Origin of the sequence: Rhodopseudomonas sp. NSM (genome assembly GCF_052445935.1) — a bacterium.
In the GTDB taxonomy this organism is placed as follows: domain Bacteria; phylum Pseudomonadota; class Alphaproteobacteria; order Rhizobiales; family Xanthobacteraceae; genus Rhodopseudomonas.
On record NZ_JBQTCH010000007.1, the window covers coordinates 134,765 to 153,667 of the forward strand.

General features: G+C 67.6%; 16 protein-coding genes. 5 read left to right on the forward strand and 11 right to left on the reverse strand.

The features are described from left to right. Positions 1 to 189: 189 nt before the first annotated feature. Positions 190 to 1,491, reverse strand: a complete 1,302-nt coding sequence (locus tag ACTZWT_RS18330) for an NAD(P)/FAD-dependent oxidoreductase (protein WP_444771110.1) — start codon at positions 1,489 to 1,491, stop codon at positions 190 to 192. Positions 1,492 to 1,621: 130 nt separating this feature from the next. On the opposite strand from ACTZWT_RS18330, the gene ACTZWT_RS18335 reads away from it, so the two are divergent. Both ACTZWT_RS18335 and ACTZWT_RS18340 read left to right on the forward strand, forming a co-directional pair. Then, on the forward strand, positions 1,622 to 2,479 hold the full coding sequence (locus ACTZWT_RS18335) for a VOC family protein (protein WP_444771111.1): 858 nt from the start codon (positions 1,622 to 1,624) through the stop codon (positions 2,477 to 2,479). A gap of 143 nt (positions 2,480 to 2,622) precedes the next feature. Further along, entirely contained in the window at positions 2,623 to 2,814 is a 192-nt protein-coding gene (locus tag ACTZWT_RS18340; protein WP_444771112.1) for a hypothetical protein, read from the forward strand. A gap of 118 nt (positions 2,815 to 2,932) precedes the next feature. On the opposite strand, the gene ACTZWT_RS18345 is transcribed toward ACTZWT_RS18340, so the two are convergent. The 4 genes from ACTZWT_RS18345 to ACTZWT_RS18360 form a co-directional block, all read right to left on the reverse strand. Then, positions 2,933 to 4,177 carry an MFS transporter gene (locus ACTZWT_RS18345; protein ID WP_444771113.1) on the reverse strand — a complete coding sequence of 415 codons (1,245 nt, stop codon included), beginning with the start codon at positions 4,175 to 4,177 and terminating at the stop codon, positions 2,933 to 2,935. A 64-nt stretch (positions 4,178 to 4,241) separates the two neighbouring features. Continuing rightward, positions 4,242 to 4,745: a PRC-barrel domain-containing protein gene (locus ACTZWT_RS18350; RefSeq protein ID WP_444771114.1), complete on the reverse strand. Its 504-nt coding sequence runs from the start codon at positions 4,743 to 4,745 to the stop codon at positions 4,242 to 4,244. 53 nt (positions 4,746 to 4,798) lie between these two features. Continuing rightward, a complete protein-coding gene (locus ACTZWT_RS18355) occupies positions 4,799 to 6,997 on the reverse strand; it encodes an amylo-alpha-1,6-glucosidase (protein ID WP_444771115.1) in 2,199 nt (732 codons plus the stop codon). 64 nt (positions 6,998 to 7,061) lie between these two features. Then, the gene (locus tag ACTZWT_RS18360) at positions 7,062 to 8,819 is read right to left on the reverse strand and encodes an ABC transporter ATP-binding protein (protein ID WP_444771116.1); all 1,758 of its coding nucleotides are present in this window, start codon (positions 8,817 to 8,819) and stop codon (positions 7,062 to 7,064) included. Between the two features lie 277 nt (positions 8,820 to 9,096). Between ACTZWT_RS18360 and ACTZWT_RS18365 the strand changes: the two genes are divergently transcribed. Further along, positions 9,097 to 10,164 carry a glycosyltransferase family 4 protein gene (locus ACTZWT_RS18365; RefSeq protein ID WP_444771117.1) on the forward strand — a complete coding sequence of 356 codons (1,068 nt, stop codon included), beginning with the start codon at positions 9,097 to 9,099 and terminating at the stop codon, positions 10,162 to 10,164. Positions 10,165 to 10,335: 171 nt separating this feature from the next. On the opposite strand, the gene ACTZWT_RS18370 is transcribed toward ACTZWT_RS18365, so the two are convergent. Together ACTZWT_RS18370 and ACTZWT_RS18375 are read right to left on the reverse strand one after the other, a co-directional pair. Further along, positions 10,336 to 11,088, reverse strand: a complete 753-nt coding sequence (locus tag ACTZWT_RS18370; RefSeq protein WP_444771118.1) for a thermonuclease family protein — start codon at positions 11,086 to 11,088, stop codon at positions 10,336 to 10,338. A 137-nt stretch (positions 11,089 to 11,225) separates the two neighbouring features. Continuing rightward, entirely contained in the window at positions 11,226 to 11,549 is a 324-nt protein-coding gene (locus ACTZWT_RS18375; RefSeq protein ID WP_444771119.1) for a hypothetical protein, read from the reverse strand. Between the two features lie 177 nt (positions 11,550 to 11,726). Here ACTZWT_RS18375 and ACTZWT_RS18380 point away from each other — a divergent pair, with 177 nt between their 5' ends. Further along, positions 11,727 to 12,635 carry a PaaI family thioesterase gene (locus tag ACTZWT_RS18380; RefSeq protein ID WP_444771120.1) on the forward strand — a complete coding sequence of 303 codons (909 nt, stop codon included), beginning with the start codon at positions 11,727 to 11,729 and terminating at the stop codon, positions 12,633 to 12,635. A 37-nt stretch (positions 12,636 to 12,672) separates the two neighbouring features. On the opposite strand, the gene ACTZWT_RS18385 is transcribed toward ACTZWT_RS18380, so the two are convergent. From ACTZWT_RS18385 to ACTZWT_RS18400, 4 genes are all read right to left on the reverse strand, one after another. Continuing rightward, positions 12,673 to 13,875, reverse strand: coding sequence for an acetate/propionate family kinase (locus tag ACTZWT_RS18385; protein WP_444771121.1), 1,203 nt, complete (start codon positions 13,873 to 13,875; stop codon positions 12,673 to 12,675). Continuing rightward, on the reverse strand, positions 13,872 to 15,290 hold the full coding sequence (locus ACTZWT_RS18390) for a bifunctional enoyl-CoA hydratase/phosphate acetyltransferase (RefSeq protein ID WP_444771122.1): 1,419 nt from the start codon (positions 15,288 to 15,290) through the stop codon (positions 13,872 to 13,874). The genes ACTZWT_RS18385 and ACTZWT_RS18390 overlap by 4 nt, the downstream gene beginning before the upstream one ends. A 24-nt stretch (positions 15,291 to 15,314) precedes the next feature. After that, positions 15,315 to 16,076 carry an enoyl-ACP reductase FabI gene (fabI, locus tag ACTZWT_RS18395; protein ID WP_444771123.1) on the reverse strand — a complete coding sequence of 254 codons (762 nt, stop codon included), beginning with the start codon at positions 16,074 to 16,076 and terminating at the stop codon, positions 15,315 to 15,317. A 123-nt stretch (positions 16,077 to 16,199) separates the two neighbouring features. Further along, the gene (locus ACTZWT_RS18400) at positions 16,200 to 17,069 is read right to left on the reverse strand and encodes an ADP-polyphosphate phosphotransferase (protein ID WP_444771124.1); all 870 of its coding nucleotides are present in this window, start codon (positions 17,067 to 17,069) and stop codon (positions 16,200 to 16,202) included. A gap of 392 nt (positions 17,070 to 17,461) precedes the next feature. Between ACTZWT_RS18400 and ACTZWT_RS18405 the strand changes: the two genes are divergently transcribed. Continuing rightward, positions 17,462 to 18,847 (forward strand): hypothetical protein, encoded by a 1,386-nt coding sequence (locus ACTZWT_RS18405; protein WP_444771125.1) that lies wholly within the window; start codon positions 17,462 to 17,464, stop codon positions 18,845 to 18,847. The last annotated feature ends 56 nt before the right edge of the window (positions 18,848 to 18,903 follow it).

Sequence of the window (18,903 nt, forward strand, 5' to 3'; positions counted from 1 at the left end):
TTCGAGGCCCGCCGCGCCGCGCTCTGCGCGACGCAGCACGCACCTCAGGATGACGCATCGTGTGTGGCGAAGGGGTGGAATCAGATCTCGCCCGTCATTGCGAGGAGCGCAGCGACGAAGCAATCCAGCGCGGTGCACAGCGTCTCTGGATTGCTTCGCTGCGCTCGCAATGACGGAGAGGGAGCGTAACTACGCGATCTCCTTGCTGTCGCGATGCCGGTACAGCACCATCATCAGCGGCGCGAACGGGCGGAGCAGTTCGTTGGCCGGGATCGGGGTCGGCTCGGTGAAGGGCAGCGCCAGTTCGCCGTCCGGCACGCCGCGCACCGCTTTCGACAGTTCGTCGCCGAGCGCGATCGACAGCGCGACGCCGCGGCCGTTGCAGCCGGTCCAGCCATAGGCATTGGGGCCGAGGCGGTGGATGTGCGGCAGGTAGTCCGTGGTCATGCCGATGAAGCCGTTCCAGACGTAGTCGAACCGCACCTCGCCGATCTGCGGCCAAAGAGTCTGCAGCCGCTTGCCGACCCGCGCCCGCAAGGTCGCGGCCTGGTTGAACGGCCGGATGATCGCGCCGCCGGTGACGAAGCGGTTGCGGGCGTCGAAGCGGCCGAAGATCAGCTCGCCATGGGTATCCGACATCGCCTGCCGGCCCGGGATCATGCTCTTGCGCACATTGTCGCTCAGCGGCTGCGTCGCCATCTGCCACGACCGGACCGGCATCACTTCGCCGGCGATCGACGGCGCCAGCGTCTTCGAAAATTCGCCGGTGTAGGCATTGCTGGCGACCACCAGCGCGCGACCGCTGATCTCGCCCTGCGCGGTCGTGACGACCCAGCGATCGCCGCGCCGCTCGATGCTCAGCGCCGGCGAGCGCGCGAAGATCTTGCCGCCCTGCGCCAGCACGGTGCGCGCCAGCCCGCGCGCCAGCGCCAGCGGGTTGATGTGGCCGCCGGTCCTGTTCTGGAAGCCGCCGAACCAGGCGTCGGAGCCGAGCATGGCGCGGATCTGGTCGCGCGACAGCAATTCGACCGGCGCGCCGAATTTCGACCATTGCCGGACGCGGCGCTCGGCGATCCTGATCCGGCCCGGCGAATGCACCGGCTGCACCCAGCCGTTCTGCTCCTGCTCGGCGTCGATGCCATGGCGCCTCACCACGTCGAACAGGATCGAGGCACTGTCGCGAATGAGGCCCACCAGCCGCTCGCCGGCGGCGCCGTGCCTGGCGACGATGTCCTCCGGATCGGGCCGCGACAGCGTCGGGATCACCTGGCCGTTGTTGCGGCCGGACGCGCCCCAGCCCGGCTCGGCGGCCTCGACCACCGCGACGTCGATGCCGGCCTCGCGCAGATGCAGCGCGGTCGACAGCCCGCTGAAGCCGGCGCCGATCACCACGACGTCGGCCGTTTCCGTGCCGCGCAATTCGGGCAGATCGGGGCCGGGCGGCGTCACCGCGTGCCACAGCGACTCCGGCCAGCGAACCTCGGCACTCATGCTTGGAATCCTTCCATCATTCAAAAACGCGATTCAAAGACGCGTGTCGGGCATCCGACCTGCGTCGGGTTGCGGCACCGCGGCGATCTCGCTAGCCTTATATGCAAGAATTTTGGGGAGTTGAGCCAGCGTGTCACTAGAATACGTCATTGGAATCGATCACGCCGTTGTCATGGTCGGCGATCTGGATGCGGCTGCGGCCAACTGGCAGCGGCTCGGCTTCACGCTGTCGCCGCGCGGCACCCACAGCCCGGCGCTCGGCTCGGGCAATTACACCATCATGTTCGGGCAGGACTATATCGAGCTGCTCGGCGTCCTGACCCCGACCGAGCACAACGCGCCGAGCCGCAGCTTCCTCGCCGAACGCGGCGACGGCATCGAGCGAATCGCCTTCACCACCACCGACGCCGCCAAGGGCGCCGATGAGCTGCGCGACCTCGGCCTCGACGCCGTCGGACCGATCGATTTCGGCCGGCCGGTGCCGCTGCCGGGCGGCGGCGAGGGCGAGGCGCGGTTCAGCATCTTCCAGTGGCCGCTGACCGAAGCGCCCGCCGGGCTGCGGATCTTCGCCTGCCAGCACCACACCCGCGACACCGTGTGGATTCCCGAATTGATGCGCCACGCCAACGGCGCGACCGGGCTGGTGCGGGTGATCGTCACCGCGCCGCGGCCGGAGAGCGACGCGCGTCACCTGCTGCGGCTGATCGACGGCGAGCAATATTCCGAGCCCGACGGCAGCGTCGTGGTGCCGTCCGGGTCGGACCGCGCCGAATTCGCCTTCGTGGCGCGTGACACGCTGGCGCAGCAATATCCCGGCGTGTCGCTCGACGGCGTCCCGGAGCGCGGCGGCGCCGGGCTGATCATCGCGGTGAGCGATCTCGCCGCAGCGGCGCAGGCGGTCGGCAGCGCCGGCGTCACACTCGGCGACCGCGTCGTGGTGCCGCCCGGCGCCGCCAACGGCGTGCTGCTGGTGTTCGTCGCGCGCTGACACGCCACGGCGTTTTTCAGGAACGATTTCCCGGTCAGGCGCGTTCTTGCGCCGTCGAGTCTTCGCTCGGCGGTCTGAAGCGTGCGGGTGCTCCGCGAGGGGCGCCCGAATTCCGGGAGCGCTGGCTGTGCCAGTGAGTGAAAATGTCCGACGCCTACGTGATTGAAGTCAGCTCGCGCACCGCGGGCATCGTCGTTCGCGACGGGCGCAATTTCTGCTTCCACGCCGCGCATCGGGACTTCCACAGCCTGGAACGCCGCACCTTCGCCTCGCTGGTCGCCGCCCAGAAGGCCGCCCGGACTTGCGCCGAGCAGATTCGCAAGCTGATGCGCTGAGGGCGTTCTTGTTCGTCATTGCGAGCGACGCGAAGCAATCCAGAGGCGCCATCCACCGCGCCTCTGGATTGCTTCGTCGGCGTCGCCTCCTCGCAATGACGAGCGGCCGAGCCCATTCCTAATCCTTCGCCGGCTCGGCCCGCCGTGTCTCCGGCATCAGCAGCGCCACCACGGCGAATCCCAGCGCGGCGACGGCGGCGAGCCCCATGAAGGCGGCCGGGCTGCCGAACTTGTCGGCGACCAGACCGGCGACGACGTTACTCAGCGACGCGCCGATGCCGCCGGCGGTGCCGACCACGCCCTGCGCGAAGCTGAAATGGCCGCTGCCGAACGCCACGTCGGCGATGATCAGCGGCACCATCACGGCGAACACCGCTGCGGTGATGCCGTCGAACACCTGCACCGCCACCAGCCAATACGGATCGGTGACCGAGGCGAACAGCAGCCCGCGGATCGCCAGCGCGCCGAAGCCGGCGAACAGCAGCGGCTTGCGGCCGATCGATTGCGCCAGACGCCCGACCGTCGGCGAGAACAGCGCCACGATCGCCTGCGGCACGACGATGCAAAACGCGATCAGAGCGGGCGCGGAAGCGCTGGAGCGCGCCGTGACGGCGCTCGCCATCAGCGGCAGCATCGCCGCATTGGCGAGTTGCAGCGTCAGCATCGCCCCGGCGAACACCAGCAGCGGCCGCTGCCGCAGCAAGCCGGCGAGACCGGCGAGCCGGAAGCCGCTGGCGGCCTCGCGGCGCTCGGCGCCGTGCGCCCGGGCGGAGTCGATTTCATGTCCCCTGATCCGCGACAACGCGATCAGCGTCGGGATCACCAGCAGGCAGGTGACGAAGAACACCGAGCGGCTCGACAGCAGATAGCCGGCGGTGCCCATCACCGCGGCGGCGACGCCGTTGCCGAGCGAGGCGCAGCGCGCATTGCGGCCGAGACGTTCTCCAATAGCATAGCGGCCGACCAGCCCGAGGCTGATCGCGGCGATCGACGGCCCGAGCACGCAGCTCGCGGCCGCGTGCAGCGTCGCCGCCAGCATCACCACCGGAAAGACCGGCATCGTCGCATAGGCCAGCGCCGCGACGCCGATCGCGGCGACGGCGAAGCCGGCGACCTTGCGTTCGTCGCGTGCGGCGTCGACGATGGCGCCGCCCGGCATCTGGCCGATCAGCGAGATGATGCCGCCGACCGACAGCACCAGCCCGATCTCGACCTGGGTCCATTTCTGCGTGGTGAGATACACCGCGATGAACGGGCCGAAGCCGGTCTGCACGTCGGCGAGAAAAAAGATGAACCAGTCGAGCCCGCGCTGGCTCTGCTGCGACGGGGTGCGCGGCGGCTCCGGCACGGACGCCGGTCCCACCTCGCGCGTGGCGCGATCGTCGGCGCGCGGCGCGGCCTCGTGATCGGGAAGCGGCGCGCCCAGCCTACTGCTCCGGACCGAACTCGAGCGGCGACAGCTTGCCGGAGGCGCCGAGCACCACGACGAGCTGATCGTCCTTGTATTCCGGCGCGGCGCGTACCTGATCCCGGGTCAACGCCAGCGTGACCTTGTCCTCCTTCTTGGCGACGGTCCCGAACTTCAACGCGGCCCAGTCGACCGCGATCTTGCGGCTGCCGACGCCGAGGAAGCCGCCGAAATCGATGATGGCTGCGCGCGGTTTGCCGTCCTTGTCGACCACGATATCGACGATGCGGCCCATGTCCTCGTCGGCGGCGCTGCGGACCTCGCGGCCGAGCACGCCGCGCGCATCCTCCGAACTGATCACCGTCACCGACGGCGGATCGGCCTTCGCCGGCGCGGCGGGCTTGACCGGCGCGGCCTGTTTGGGAGGCTCCGCCGGTGGCGGGGCCGGATCAGCGCGCAGCCCGGCGGCGGCGACGCTGGTAATCACCACGACGGCGAACGCAGTACTGAACCGGATATGCATCGAGCCCTCCGCGACGATGCGCCGAGCGCACCGATCGAGCTGAACAGCGGCTCTCAGCGAGCCAGGACGATCGAAACCTGAACGCGGCCGTCGGTGCGCAGCACCTCCATCGAGACGCCCTCGCCGTGCCGCCGGATCCGCAGATCGACGCTGGACTCGCCGAGACGCAGATCGCGCAACACCACTTCGTTGAGGAACGCCGGCAGCCGCGGATTGACCAGACGGATCTCGCGCCGGTCGGCGTTGAACTGCACGCCGAGCGCCGCCTCGAGCAGCGTGAACGCCGTCGCGCTCGCCCAGGCCTGCGGCGAGCAGGCGACCGGATACAGCGTCGGGCCGCGACGGCGTTCGCGCTGGAAGCCGCAGAACAATTCCGGCAGCCGGCGCAGCTCCATATAGGACGCCGCCTCGAACAGCCCCTTGAACACGTTCTCGACCGCCGCCTTGAAGCCGTAGCGGGCGAGCCCGAGCGCGATCAGGGCGTTGTCATGCGGCCAGATCGAGCCGTCGTGATACGACATCGGATTGTAGCGCGCCTCGCCGCAGGCGATGGTTCGAATGCCCCAGCCGGAGAAGAAATGCGGCCGCATCAGATCGGTCGCGACCAGCCGCGCGCGATCGGGCCGGACGATGCCGGTGAACAGCAGCTGCCCGGCATTCGAGCTGCGCACCTTGCATGGCCGCTTGGCGCCGTCGAGCGCGAGCGCATAGGTGCCGAGCTCCTCGCACCAGAAAGCCCGCTCGAACTGCGCCGCGAGTTGCTCGGCCTGCTGCTCGAGCTGCTCGGCCCGCGCCACCAGACCCAGCCGATGGGCGCACAGCGCCGCGAGCCGCTTGGCGGCGAACACATAGCCCTGCACCTCGGCGAGCGCGATATTGCCCTCGGCGAGGCGGCCGTCGGCGTGGAAGATCGCGTCGTAGGAGTCCTTCCAGCCCTGGTTCTGCAGCCCCTGGTCGGTGGCGCGCTGATACTCGACGAAGCCGTCGCGATCCGGATCGCCGGGGCCGTCGATCCAGCCGAGCGCCTTCTCCAGCGCGGGCCACAATTCCTTCAGCGTCGTGTCGTCGCCGGTGCGCTCGACATAGAGGCCGGCGAGCATCACGAACAGCGGCGTCGAATCCACGCTGCCGTAATATTGCGCGAACGGCACCTCGCGCAGCGCGGCCATCTCGCCGCCGCGCATCTCGTGCAGGATCTTGCCGGGTTCGGCGTCGTTGAGCGGATCGACCGTCGTCGCCTGATGTGCTGCGAGCCGCCGCAGCACGCCGCGCGCGATCCGCGGGTCGATCCACAGCATCTGCAGCGCGGTGATCAGCCCGTCGCGGCCGAACGTGGTCGAGTACCAGGGGATTCCCGCATAGGGATAGCGGCCCTGCGGCGTCTCGGTGGTGAGAATATTGAGGTCGGCCATCGCCTGGCACAGCACCTCGTTGAAGATGTCGTTCGACGTCTCGATCGTGGTGGCGCCCTGGGTCTGCTGCCGCATCTCGCGCCGGTGCGCCAGCAGGCTGCGGAAGAACGGCATCAGCTTCTGCGTCGCCGGCCTGTTGCAGCTCACCGCGACGAACACCGACGCGGTCTGCTGCGGCGCCAGCGTGATCTGATAGACCGCGCGGTTGACCGTGAGCTGCGCCGGCGCCGGATCGAAGCGCATCGCGGTGCTGCGCTTGGTGTCGTCGAGACCGCGATATTCGAACGCGACGTCGCACGGCGACAGCCGCCGGCTGGTGGACTCGCCGCGCCGCGGCCGGACGCTGCCGCGCACCTCGAACAGATCGGCGAAGTCGGTGTCGAAATCGAGCGACAGTTCGAAGCTGGCTTCGGCGTCGCCGTGGTTCTGCAGGCCGATCCGCTGGAACGCGGTGCCGCGCCACAGGAAGATCGTGCGGACGATATGCAGCAGATCCTTCGCCAGCACCAGCCGGCCGTTGCGATAGATGTCCGGATTGGTGAGGTCGACGGTGAGCGCCGAATTATCGTCGCGCAGATTGGAGCCGAGCAGCAGCGGCTGCATGTCGTCGAGGCGGAGCTGCAGCCGCGCGAGATAGCGCGTATCGGCATTGAAAAGCCCGTCGCTGCCGCCGGCCGCCGCGCCGATGTCGCCGTGGCTGTCGAGCACCAGGAAGGTGTCGTCGTGTTTCAGGGCGGTCCGCGGGCGCGACGGCCCGGTCATCGGAATGTAGAACGGCGATTCCGCTGCTGCAGCGAAATCGTCGTCGGGAATAAGTTGCGGGATCACGTGGGAGAGCATCGATCGATCCTAACGGCGTCTTGACGACGCGACCGAAGTCGCAGGGGACGCACACGCGGCGGCTTCAGGCGACATTCGTCGCCAGCCGGCTGATCTCCCGCGCCACCAGGTCGCGATAAGGGCCCTGGCCCTGCATCAGCCGGTCGGGCGGCCCCTCTTCGATGATCCGGCCGCCCTGCATCAGGACAACCCGATCGAAATTACGCAACGTCGCGAGTCGGTGCGCGATCGCGATCACCGTACGCCCATGCATCAGTCGAGCCAATGCTTCTCTAATGGCTTCTTCGGAATCCGAATCGAGCGCGGCGGTGGCTTCGTCGAGCAGCAGGATCGGCGCGTCCTTCAGGAACGCGCGCGCGATCGCCAGCCGCTGCCGCTGACCACCGGACAGCTTGACGCCGCGGTCACCCACCATGGTGTCGAGCCCCTCCGGCAGCGTCTCGACGAAATCGCACCGCGCCGCTATTGCCGCACGCAGCACTTCTTCGTCGGTCGCGTCCGGCCGGCCATAGCGGATGTTGTCGCGAATCGAGCGCTGGAACAGCGATATATCCTGCGGAACCACGGAGATGGCGTCGCGCAGGCTGTGCTGGGTGACGCGTGATATGTCCTGACCGTCGATCGTGATACTGCCGCTCTCGACGTCGTAGAAGCGCTGCAGCAGCACGAACAGCGTCGACTTGCCGCCGCCGGACGCGCCCACCAGACCGACGCGCTCGCCGGCATTGAGCCGCAGCGTGAAGCGGTCGAACACTTTCGATCCGCCCGGATACTGGAACGAGACGTTGTTGAACGTGATCGCCGCTCCCGCCCGCACCAGCGGTTCGGCCTCGGGATGATCGCTGAGTTCGTGCGGCACCAGCAGCGTCGCGACCGCCTCGGACAGCCGCGCGACGTGCTGGGTGACGTCGACCAGCGCCACCGCGAGGTCGCGGGTGGCGTGCAGGATCGACAACCCCAGCGTGCAGATCAGCACAACGTCGCCGGTCGAGGCGCCGCCGCGCTGCCACAATTGGATCGCCCAGGCGAGCAGCGCCACCGTCAGAACCACGGTGATGACGGCATGCAGCAATCGCAGCCGCTCCAGATAGCGCAGGCTGCGGCCGCGGGCATGAACTTCGAGATTGACCGTGTTCTCGAAGCGCGCATGTTCGTGGCCGAGCCCGCAGAATGCGCGCACCAGCGGCATGTTGTTGATGACGTCGACCATCTCGCCGTCGACCGCGGCGGCCTTGTCGGCGAATTCGTCGTGCAACGGCTTGCCGTCGGCGGCGAGCTTGAACACCAGCGCCATCAGCAGGGCCGCGGCGAGCGACAGCGCCAGCGCCATCTTCACGCTGACGGTCGAGATCAGCGCGATCGCCAGAAAGGTCGCCACGAACGGCGGCATCACGTTCCAGACGAACATGTTCTCGATCGTGAACACCGCATTCGACGTCGCGGTGATGCGGCTCGACAGCATTCCGGGCAGGCGATCGGAGAAGTAGCTCGGCGCATGGCCGGTCAGATGCCTGAACATATCGCGCCGCAGATCGGCGGTGACGCCCGGGAAGGTGAAGCTCGCGACCCAGCTCGCGACCCGCCACAGCAGATTGTCGGCGGCGATCAGCGATACCAGGAAGAAGAAACCGAGCCAGACCACGCCGGACTGGCCCTGGCTGAGGCCGTCGACCAGATACTTGACTCCGTACTGCGTGCCCACCGAACAGGCAACTGCGAGCAGAACGCTCCCCATAATGATCAGATGTGTGCCTGGACGTTGGCGGACGTAGCGCAGAATGAAGGCAAAGGGGCGGCGAGAGTAGCCTGACAGAGCGTCCATAAAAGTCCCTCTCCTCAACGCATCTTCGCCAAGGTCACGCGCGATAGATCACTACGCCGGCAACGGCGGCGTTGTTCCGTTCACGGATCGCAACAGGACACCGAGATGTGGCACGAACGAGACGGGAACGTGGAAGAAGCGAGCGTTACCAAGGAACTTCGCACGTGCGAATTCGTTCCCGTCGCGGCATTGCCGGTGCCACTCGACTGAAGACCACGCACCTCACGCTGAAGCTTGATGTTCACAGTTACAACAAACAACAATAGGAGACCGGTCGATGCGCATCGCGCAGGTTGCTCCGCTGACGGAGGCGATTCCGCCCAAGCTTTACGGCGGCACTGAGAGAGTCGTTCATTGGTTGACCGAAGAGCTGGTCGCTCTCGGGCATGACGTGACGCTGTTCGCGAGCGGCGATTCCACCACATCGGCAAGACTCGAATCGACATGGCCTCGCGCGTTGCGCCTCGATGGCGCGGTGCGCGATCCCAACGCGCTGCACATGGTGATGCTGGAGCAGGTACGAAGGCGATGTGACAACGAGGAATTCGACCTCCTGCACTTCCACCTCGACTACTATCCCTGGTCCCTCTTCCACCGCCAGCCGACCCCCTTCCTCACAACGATGCACGGACGTCTCGACTTGCCCGAGCATCAGCCGGTGTTCTCGACTTTCGCCGACGTGCCGGTGGTGTCGATCTCGGATTCGCAGCGGCGGCCGGTGTCCAAGGCCAACTGGATCCGCACCATCCATCACGGTCTGCCGGCAAATCTGCTGACGCCGCTGGTGCGCAAGCCGGAATATCTCGCGGTGCTGGGACGAATCGCGCCGGAAAAGGGCGTCGACCACGCGATCCGGATCGCGATCCGCGCCGACATTCCGCTCAAGATCGCCGCCAAGGTCGACCGTGCCGATCAGGACTATTTCGAGCAGGTGATCGAGCCGATGCTGCATCACCCGCTGATCGAGTATATCGGCGAGATCGGCGACCAGCAGAAATCGGAATTCCTCTCGGGTGCGCTGGGGCTGCTATTGCCGCTGGCCTGGCCGGAGCCGTTCGGCCTGGTGATGATCGAATCGATGGCCTGCGGCGCGCCGGTGATCGCCTACAACCGCGGCTCGGTCCCGGAGATCATCGAATCCGGGCTGACCGGCTTCATCGTCGAGGACGAGACCAGCGCGGTCGCGGCGGTGCATCAGCTCGCCGATCTCGACCGCTCGGCGATCCGTGCGCGGTTCGAGGAGCGCTTCACCGCGCGGAGGATGGCGCTGGACTATCTCTCCGCGTATCGCGGCCTCGTCGCGAAGGCGACGCCGCCGCGGATCAAGCTGGTGTCGGCCGAGTAACCGGCGCGACGTTTCGTCGAGCCGACTCTCTCACTCAGTCGTCATGCCCGGCCTTGTGCCGGGCATCCACGTCTTTACCGCGTGTCGAGAAACAAGACGTGGATGGCCGGGACGGGCCCGGCCATGACGGTTTTCTGGATGGGGGCGGCCCGCCGGTCCCCGGCGCGCCTGTCAGCGCCTAGCGCCGATCCGGCAATTATAGGCCTTGCGGAATCCCGCCGCCTTGGCGTCGTCTTCCGAGCAGAACCATCGGTTGAGCTTTTCCAGGCTGGCGTAGCTCGGGCAGCCCTGCAACTGATACACACCGACATTGCCGGTGATGCGGGCGCGCTTGGCGAGCTTGCCCTTGATGGTGCAGCCGTCCGGCCTCGGCGGCATGTCGGGAAACAGCGCCGAACGGGTCTCGGCCTGGCGATCGTCGCGGCAGGCCGCGCCGCGCAGTGGCGCGGCCTTGTCCCATCGCCGGAAGCTCTGCGGCGCGACGAAGCAGCCATTCCACAAGCCGGTGTGATCGTCCATTGCCTTGGACTGATCGGCAGCAAAGCGGCCATTGGAATCGGAATTGAATGCGAGCCCGGCCTGCACCAGCGACTGGCTCAGGGAAACGCCGTCGCTGCCGACCGTGCAGGCGCCGATCCGGCGGCCCTTGAAGATCGGGTCCGGGCCGAGATCGCGGCAGTTGACGCTGCGGCCGCCGATCAGCTTGATTGCCGCATCGCGGGCTTCGATCCCGCAGGCGCTGAGATCGGCGAACTGACTGAGGCAACGCTGGTCGAGTTCCGGGGCGTCGATACCCTCGAGCCGGAAGGTGACGTCGCCGAGCCGCAGCGTGGCGGCGTCCTTGACGATCACATCGGCTGCCATGGCGGGGGCAAGGGCCGGCCCGCCGAACAGCAATGCCAACACCACGATCACCGCAACCATGCCCCGCTCCGCGCCCTCGGCTTCCCGCGGCATGTTTTATCGCGGCGCTATCGGAATGCCATAGCGCAATTCACGACGATCGCCTGCGGCGATCCTCGTCCACCCGGAGCGGCATCGGATCGACGGCGCGGGGTCGGTCAGTAGCCGTAGTCGCGATAGATCGAGTCCCAGAAGGCCGGCGGCGGCGTCCGCCGCCATTCGCCGACCGCCCTGTATTGCGGCCCGCAGCCGCCACAGGCGCCGGTCGGAACCAGATGCTGGACGTATTGCGGCGGCGCCTCGACCCAGATCACCGGCGGCGCCTGCGGAATCCCGATCGGCCGCGGCGCGTAATAAGCCACCGGCGCGGGCGCCGAGCGGTAGGCTGGCCGATAGGATGGGGGCGGATAGTCCGCAGCCATCGCCGCCGTGGCTGTCACCAGACCCGCAACCAAAGGAACCAGAAACCGGACTGTACGCACCGACGCTACTCCGAACCGAAACCGATGCGTCACGCTCGCACGATATCGTTAACAGAGCCTGCAGGCCGCCCCGTTCGCCATCCGCCGCGCCGCCGGCGCGGGCGGGCCCGCCCGGCTGCGGGCCGGCCCCGGCACCGGTTCGCTTCCCCCTGCCCGCCTCGCTTGCTAGAAGGCCTCATGCCCGACCTTTCCAGCGAACCTCGCGCGATGTCCTTCGAGGACAAGGCGCGGATGATCCAGCTCCGCCGCTCGATTCACGGCGGCATCCTCGGCCTGCAGCTCGACCGGTTCGAGCCGGCGCAGGCCTGGAGCAGCCTGCCCTATCACCCGGTGTTCGTCGGCGACATCCGGACCGGCGTGATCCATGGCGGCGTCGTCACCGCGATGCTCGACGAGAGCTGCGGCATGGCGGTGCAGCTCGCGCTGCCGAGCACGCCGGCGATCGCGACGCTCGACCTGCGGATCGACTATCTGCGGCCGGCGACGCCCGGGCAGGCGATCCGGGCGCATGCGCATTGCTATCACCTGACCCGCTCGATCGCCTTCGTGCGCGCCACCGCCTATCAGGAGTCCGAGGCCGACCCGATCGCCAGCGCCACCGCGATGTTCATGATCGGCGCCAACCACACCGACATGCTGCGGCAGACGCCGAAGGTGAGCTTCGAGACGCCGCCGCCGCTGGTCGCTCCCGAGGCGGATGACGGGCCGCTGGCGATCAGCCCTTACGCGCGCTTCCTCGGCATCCGGGTCGACGCCGACGCGCAGCCGGTGATGCCCTACGATCCGAAGCTGGTCGGCAATCCGATCCTGCCGGCGCTGCATGGCGGGGTGATCGGCGCGTTCCTGGAAACGGCGGCGATCGTCAGCGTCCATCGTGAGATCGGGCTCGCCACCGCGCCGAAGCCGATCGGCCTGACGGTGAATTATCTGCGCTCCGGCCGCCCGCTCGATACTTACGCCAGGGTCTCGATCGTCAAGCAGGGCCGCCGGGTCGTCGCCTTCGAGGCGCAGGCCTACCAGAACGACCCGACCAAGCCGATCGCGTCGTGCTACGGCCATTTCAAGCTGCGGGTGGCAGCCGGCTGAGCGGCGCGCCCCGCAGCCCGACCGGCGCGCACGCCGATCAGGCCGTCCGGCCGCCCTCGACCAGCCGCCAGACATGGCGGGCGATCATCAGGTCCTCGTCGGTCGGAATCACCCAGGCCGAAACCGGGCTGTCGGCGATGCTGATGCGCGCGGCGCCCGAGGCGTGCGCATTGGCGGCGGCGTCGAGCGTGACGCCGAGCCATTCGGCTTGGGCGCATATCCGCTTGCGGATCTCGGCAGAGCGCTCGCCGATGCCGGCCGTGAACACCACCGCGTCGAGACCGCCGAGCGCCGCGGCGAGCGAGCCGAGTTCGCGGCCGATGCGGTAGACGAACAAATCGATCGCCTCGGCGGCATGCGGATCGTCGCTGGCCAGCAGCGTGCGCATGTCGTCGCTGATGCCGGAGACGCCGAGCAGCCCCGATTTGCGATACAGCAGATCGCTGATCTCGGCGGGCGTCATGCCCTTCTGCTCCAGCAGATACAGCACCACGCCGGGATCGAGCACGCCGGTGCGACTGCCCATCATCAGGCCGTCGAGCGCGGTGAAGCCCATCGTCGTCGCTACGCTCTTGCGCCCGCGCATCGCGCACATGCTGGCGCCGGCGCCGAGATGCGCGACCACGACGCGACCGTCGGCGACGGCTGGCCCGGCCACCCCCGGCAGCGCGCTGGCGATGTATTCGTAGGACACGCCGTGAAAGCCGTAGCGGCGGATGCCCTGCGCGATGAGGTCACGCGGCAGCGCGAACCAAGTGGCGACGTTGGGCAGGCGGTGGTGGAACGCGGTGTCGAAACAGACGATCTGGGGCAGCCTGGGATCCAGCCTCGCCAGCGACTCGATCGCCGCGATGCTGTGCGGCTGATGCAGCGGCGCCAGCGGAATGAAGCTGCGCAGCCGCTCGATCACGCCGGCATCGACGCGTACCGGCGCGTCGAACAGATCGCCGCCATGCACCACGCGGTGCCCCGCCGCGGCGAGCCGCCGTTCGGGAAAGCGCTGCGCGATCCAGCCCATCAGGGTTCGGATCGCCTCCTCATGGCCGGCGCCGTCGGCCAGATAGGCGTCGTACAGCGTCGCGCCGTGGCGATCGACCACCTTGTGGTGCGGGCGATGGCCGAGGCTGCCGATGCCGCCCTCGCAGATCAGGCACTCCTGCGTCGGCTCGGTATGCGCCTCGTAGAGCGCGAATTTGACGCTCGAAGAGCCGGCATTCATCACCAGCAGGAGATCGTTCATTCGGCGCCTCCGGCCGCGAGGCTCGGCAGCGCCGCGGTCCTGTGGCGCGCGACCAGCAGGGCGATGGCGCAGGAGCTGAGCCGCGCCAGCGTGTTATCCGCGCGGCTGGTGAGCACGATCGGCACCCGTGCGCCGAGCACGATGCCGGCGACATGCGCGCGCGCCAGATATTCGAGCTGCTTGGCCAGCATGTTGCCGGCCTCGAGGTCGGGCACCACGAAGATATCGGCGAAGCCGGCGACCGGCGAGACGATCCCCTTGGTCTTGGCGGATTCCGCCGACACCGCATTGTCGAACGCCAAGGGGCCGTCGAGAATGCCGCCGGTGATCTGGCCGCGCTCGGCCATCTTGCACAAGGCCGCCGCGTCGAGCGTCGAGCGGATGCTCTCGGTGACTGTCTCGACCGCCGACAGGATCGCGACTTTCGGCTGGGCGATGCCGAGCGCATGCACCAGATCGATCGCGTTCTGGATGATGTCGCGCTTGTCGGTCAGCGTCGGATAGATGTTGATCGCGGCGTCGGTGACGAACAGCGCCCGCGGATAGTCCGGCGCATCGATCGCATAGACGTGGCTGATGCGCCGCGCTGTGCGCAGGCCGTGCGCGGGATCGACCACCGCGCGCATCATCTCGTCGGTGTGCAGCGCGCCCTTCATCAGCGCCTCGACCTTGCCGGCCCGCGCCAGCGCCACGGCCGCGGCGGCCGCGGCGTCGCTGTGCTCGGTCGCGACGATCTCGAAAGCCGACAGGTCGAGATCGGCCTGTACCGCGGCGGCGCGGATCCGCGCTGCGGGCCCGACCAGCACCGGCACGATCAGGCCGGCGCGCTCCGCCTCGACGGCGCCGAGCAGCGACGGCGTATCGACCGGGTGCACCACCGCGACCCGCAGCGGCTGCAGCCCCTGCGCCATCTCGATCAGCCGCTCGTGCCGCCGCGCCGCCGGATGCAGATCGAGTTCGGGCAGCTGCACGCGCGGGCGCGAGATCTTCTCGACCGGAGCGATCACCTCGGCGAGGCCGACGATCACCTCCTCGCCCTTCTGGTTGGTGGCGCGGCAATCCAGCAGCAGCCGCTTCTTGGCGTCGTTCTTCTCCTTCACCTTGACGCAGACGGTGACGGTGTCGCCGAGCAGCACCGGGCGGATGAAGCGCAGCGACTGGTCGAGATAGATCGTGCCGGGGCCGGGCAATTGCGTGCCCAGCAGCGTCGAGATCAGCGACCCGCCCCACATGCCGTGCGCCACCACCTGATGGAAGTGGTCGCTCTTGGCGAAGGCGGCATCGACGTGCATCGGATTGACGTCGCCCGACATCACCGCGAACACTTCGATATCGCGATAGGTCAGCGTCCGCACCAGGCTCGCGGTGTCGCCCACCGCGATCTCGTCGAAGGTGCGGTTCTGAATCTGCTCCATGATGGTCTCCAGACGGCCGGAGGATCAGCCGACGACGTGATATCCGGCATCGATGTATTCGATATTGCCGGTCAGCGCGCGGGCGCCGTCGCCGACCAGGAAGGTCGCGACATGGCCGACGTCCTCGATGCCGACGAGCTGGTGCGCCGGGGCGCGGGCGCGGGTGCGCTCCATCATCTCGTCGAAGCGGGCGATGCCGGAGGCGGCGCGGGTCTTCAGCGGCCCGGGCGACAGCGCGTGGACGCGGATGCGCTTCACCGCCAGTTCGGCCGCCATATAGCGCACCGAGCTTTCCAGCGCCGCCTTCACCGGCCCCATCAGATTGTAGTCTTCGACCACCTTGTCGGAGCCATAGAACGTCACCGTCAGCAGGCAGCCGCCGTCCCGCATCAGCGGCTCGGCGAGCTTCGCCATCCGGATGAAGGAATGGCAGGACACATCCATCGCCATCGCGAAGCCGGCCTGCGAGCAATCCACCACCCGGCCGTGCAGATCCTCCTTCGGCGCGAAGGCGATCGAATGCAGCAGGAAGTCGAGCCGGCCCCAGGTCTCGTCGATCTGCGCGAACACCGCCTCGAGCTGACCCGGCTCCCGGACGTCGCAGGGAAGCACGATCGGGCTCTGCAACTGCTCGGCGAGCGGCCCGACATAAGGCTTGGCCTTGTCGTTGAGATAGGTGACGGCCAGCTCGGCGCCGGCGTCGTGGAACGCCCTGGCGCAGCCGAAGGCGATGCTTTCCGCGTTGGCGATCCCGACCACCAGTCCCTTTTTACCTTTTAGCGTCATGTCTTCCTTACCGCGTTGTGGGCACTCCCCTAACCCGGACGGTGTGTCATTGGCGTGACCGACGCGCTTCGACCATCGATCCATGGTGAGATGCCGCACCCCGGCGGAAAGCCGGCACGTCGCCTATTTCAGCAACTGACGCCGCAGTTTCAGCAGTTCCTTGCGCCGCGCCGGAGAGGTCTCGGGATACGACATCTTCAGCGACTCGATGGTCTCCAGAATGACCTGCGAGACGATCAGTCGCGTATTCTGCTTGTCGTCGGCCGGCACCACATACCACGGCGCATCCTCGGAACTGGTTTCGCTGAGGCAATGCGCGTAGGCGTCCATGTAGTCGTCCCAGTATTTGCGCTCCTCGATATCGGCGACGCTGAACTTCCAGTTCTTGTCCGGCTCGTCGATCCGCGCCAGGAAGCGCTTGCGCTGCTCCTCCTTCGACAGGTGCAGGAAGAATTTGACGATCCGCGTGCCGTTGGCGTGCAGATGCTGCTCGAGATCGCGGATCGAGCGATAGCGCTTGTGCCAGAACTGCTTGCCGAAATTGGTGCCGTTCGGCACCGCCTCCCCCAGCAGGATCTCCGGGTGGACGCGGACGATCAGCACCTCCTCGTAATAAGAGCGGTTGAAGATGCCGATCCGGCCGCGCTCCGGGAGGTCCCGCGTGGTCCGCCACAGGAAGTCGTGCTTCAGCTCGGTAGGGCTCGGATGCTTGAAGCTGAACACCTGGCAGCCCTGCGGATTCACCCCCGACATCACATGCTGGATCGCGCCGTCCTTGCCGGCCGCGTCCATCGCCTGGAAGATCAGCAGGATCGCATGGCGGTTGCTGGCGTAGAGCAGCTTCTGCTGCTCGGCCAGGCGCACCACGTCGCTGCGCAGCATTTCCTGGTAGTTCTCCTTGGATTCGTACACCGGCGCGACCAGCGTCGGCCATTTGGCGAGATCGACTTTGGTGCCTTGCTCGACGCGAAACTGCTTGGGCTTGATCTTCATTCCGGTCCTTTCGACTCCCGTGCCCGGGCCTCTGCCCGGCCCGCCGGGGGCAACTCATGGCTGGCCGCCGCGATGCCCCTGAACCGGGGGCATCGGCCGATCCGGCGCGGCGAGGGCTTCAGCCACAATAGTCAGCGTTCGTTCATGATCGGTAGCGTATACCCGTTTGGTCTGATCAGGGAGCCGTCTGGCGAGCGGACCGGACACAAAGCGACCTCAATTTGACGCAATGTCCGGCCGGACGGCTGAGCTGCTGATCCCGCCCTTCTTGTGGGATCAACGGGAATGGGTATGGTGCTGCGAGCGAGGGGCCCGCAACGGGGCCGCGACCACGCGCCCGCCATCTCCAGCCGAACGATCGCCGCATTCAACGGCTGACAAAACTCACAGACATGGAAACGTCCGTTCAGACCAAGCTCCTCGCCGCACAGTCGCGCCGCACCACATCGGCGCGGATCGCGATGTTCGCATTGCCGCTGCTGCTGCTCGCGCCCGCTTTGTGGAACGGCTACCCGCTGCTCCAGTACGATACCGGCGGCTATCTGGCGCGCTGGTATGAAGGCTATCTGGTGCCGAGCCGGTCGACGAGCTACGGCATCTATCTGCATCTCGGCGAGTCCTCGCAGTTCTGGATCAACCTCGGCTTTCAGGCGATCGCCGTGCTGTGGATCCTGCAACTGACGCTGCGGGTATTCGGCATCACCCGGCCGTTCCGGCTGGCGGCGATCGGCGTCGCGCTGGTCGCGACCACGGCGCTGCCGTGGATCACCAGCATGCTGCTGACCGACATCTTCGCCGGCCTGTCGGTGCTGACGCTGTTTCTGCTGGTGGCCTGCCGCGACCGCACCTCGGGACTCGAGAAGGTGCTGCTGTTCGCCTTCACCACCTTCGCCGCCGCCACCCACAGCGCTACGGTCGGCGTGCTGATGGGGCTGTGCTGCGCCGGCTGGCTGCTGCTGCCGTTTCTGCGCGGCCGGCTTTCGGCGATGGGCCTGATGCAGGGCAGCATGACCGTGGTGGCCGGCTCGCTGCTGCTGCTCGTCACCAACTACGCCCTGTCCGGCACCGTGGCGTGGACGCCGGGCGGCTCCAGCGTCGCGTTCGGCCGGATGCTGCAGGACGGCCTCGTCAAGCGCTATCTCGACGACCACTGCGCCACCGTGAAACTCAAGCTCTGCCCCTACAAGAACGAGCTGCCGCCGACCGGCGACGACTTCCTGTGGGGCGGCAACAACATGTTCGACAAGCTCGGCCGCTTCGAGGGGCTGAGCAACGAGATGGAGTTCATCTCCCGCGAGGCGCTGAAGGCCTATCCGTGGCTGCAGGCCAAGGCCGCCGCCAGGGCGACCTGGGACCAGCTCGTGCATGTCGGCACCGGCGAGGGCACCAACGGCTGGCTGCCGCACACCTACGGCATCATCGAACGCTATCTGCCCGACCAGTCGAAGACGATGCGGGCGGCGCGGCAACAGCATTGGGACATCAATTTCAACGCGGTGAACTGGGTGCACATCCCGGTCGCGCTCGGCTCGATGGCGCTGCTGCTGGTGATCCTCGGCCGGGCGGCCTGGCGGCGCGAACTCGACGACGTCTCGCTGCTCGCCGGCTTCGTCGCCACCGCGCTGCTCGGCAATGCGCTGATCTGCGGCGTGATCTCCGGCCCGCACGATCGCTACGGCGCGCGGATCGTCTGGATCGCGACCTTCGTGGTGCTGATCGCCGCGATCAGATACTTCATCGACGGCCGCAACGCCCACGGCGACGAAGCCGCGGACTGATCACCGACTGATCACCGGTCTCCGCACATCAAAAAGCCGCCCGGGAGATCCCGAGC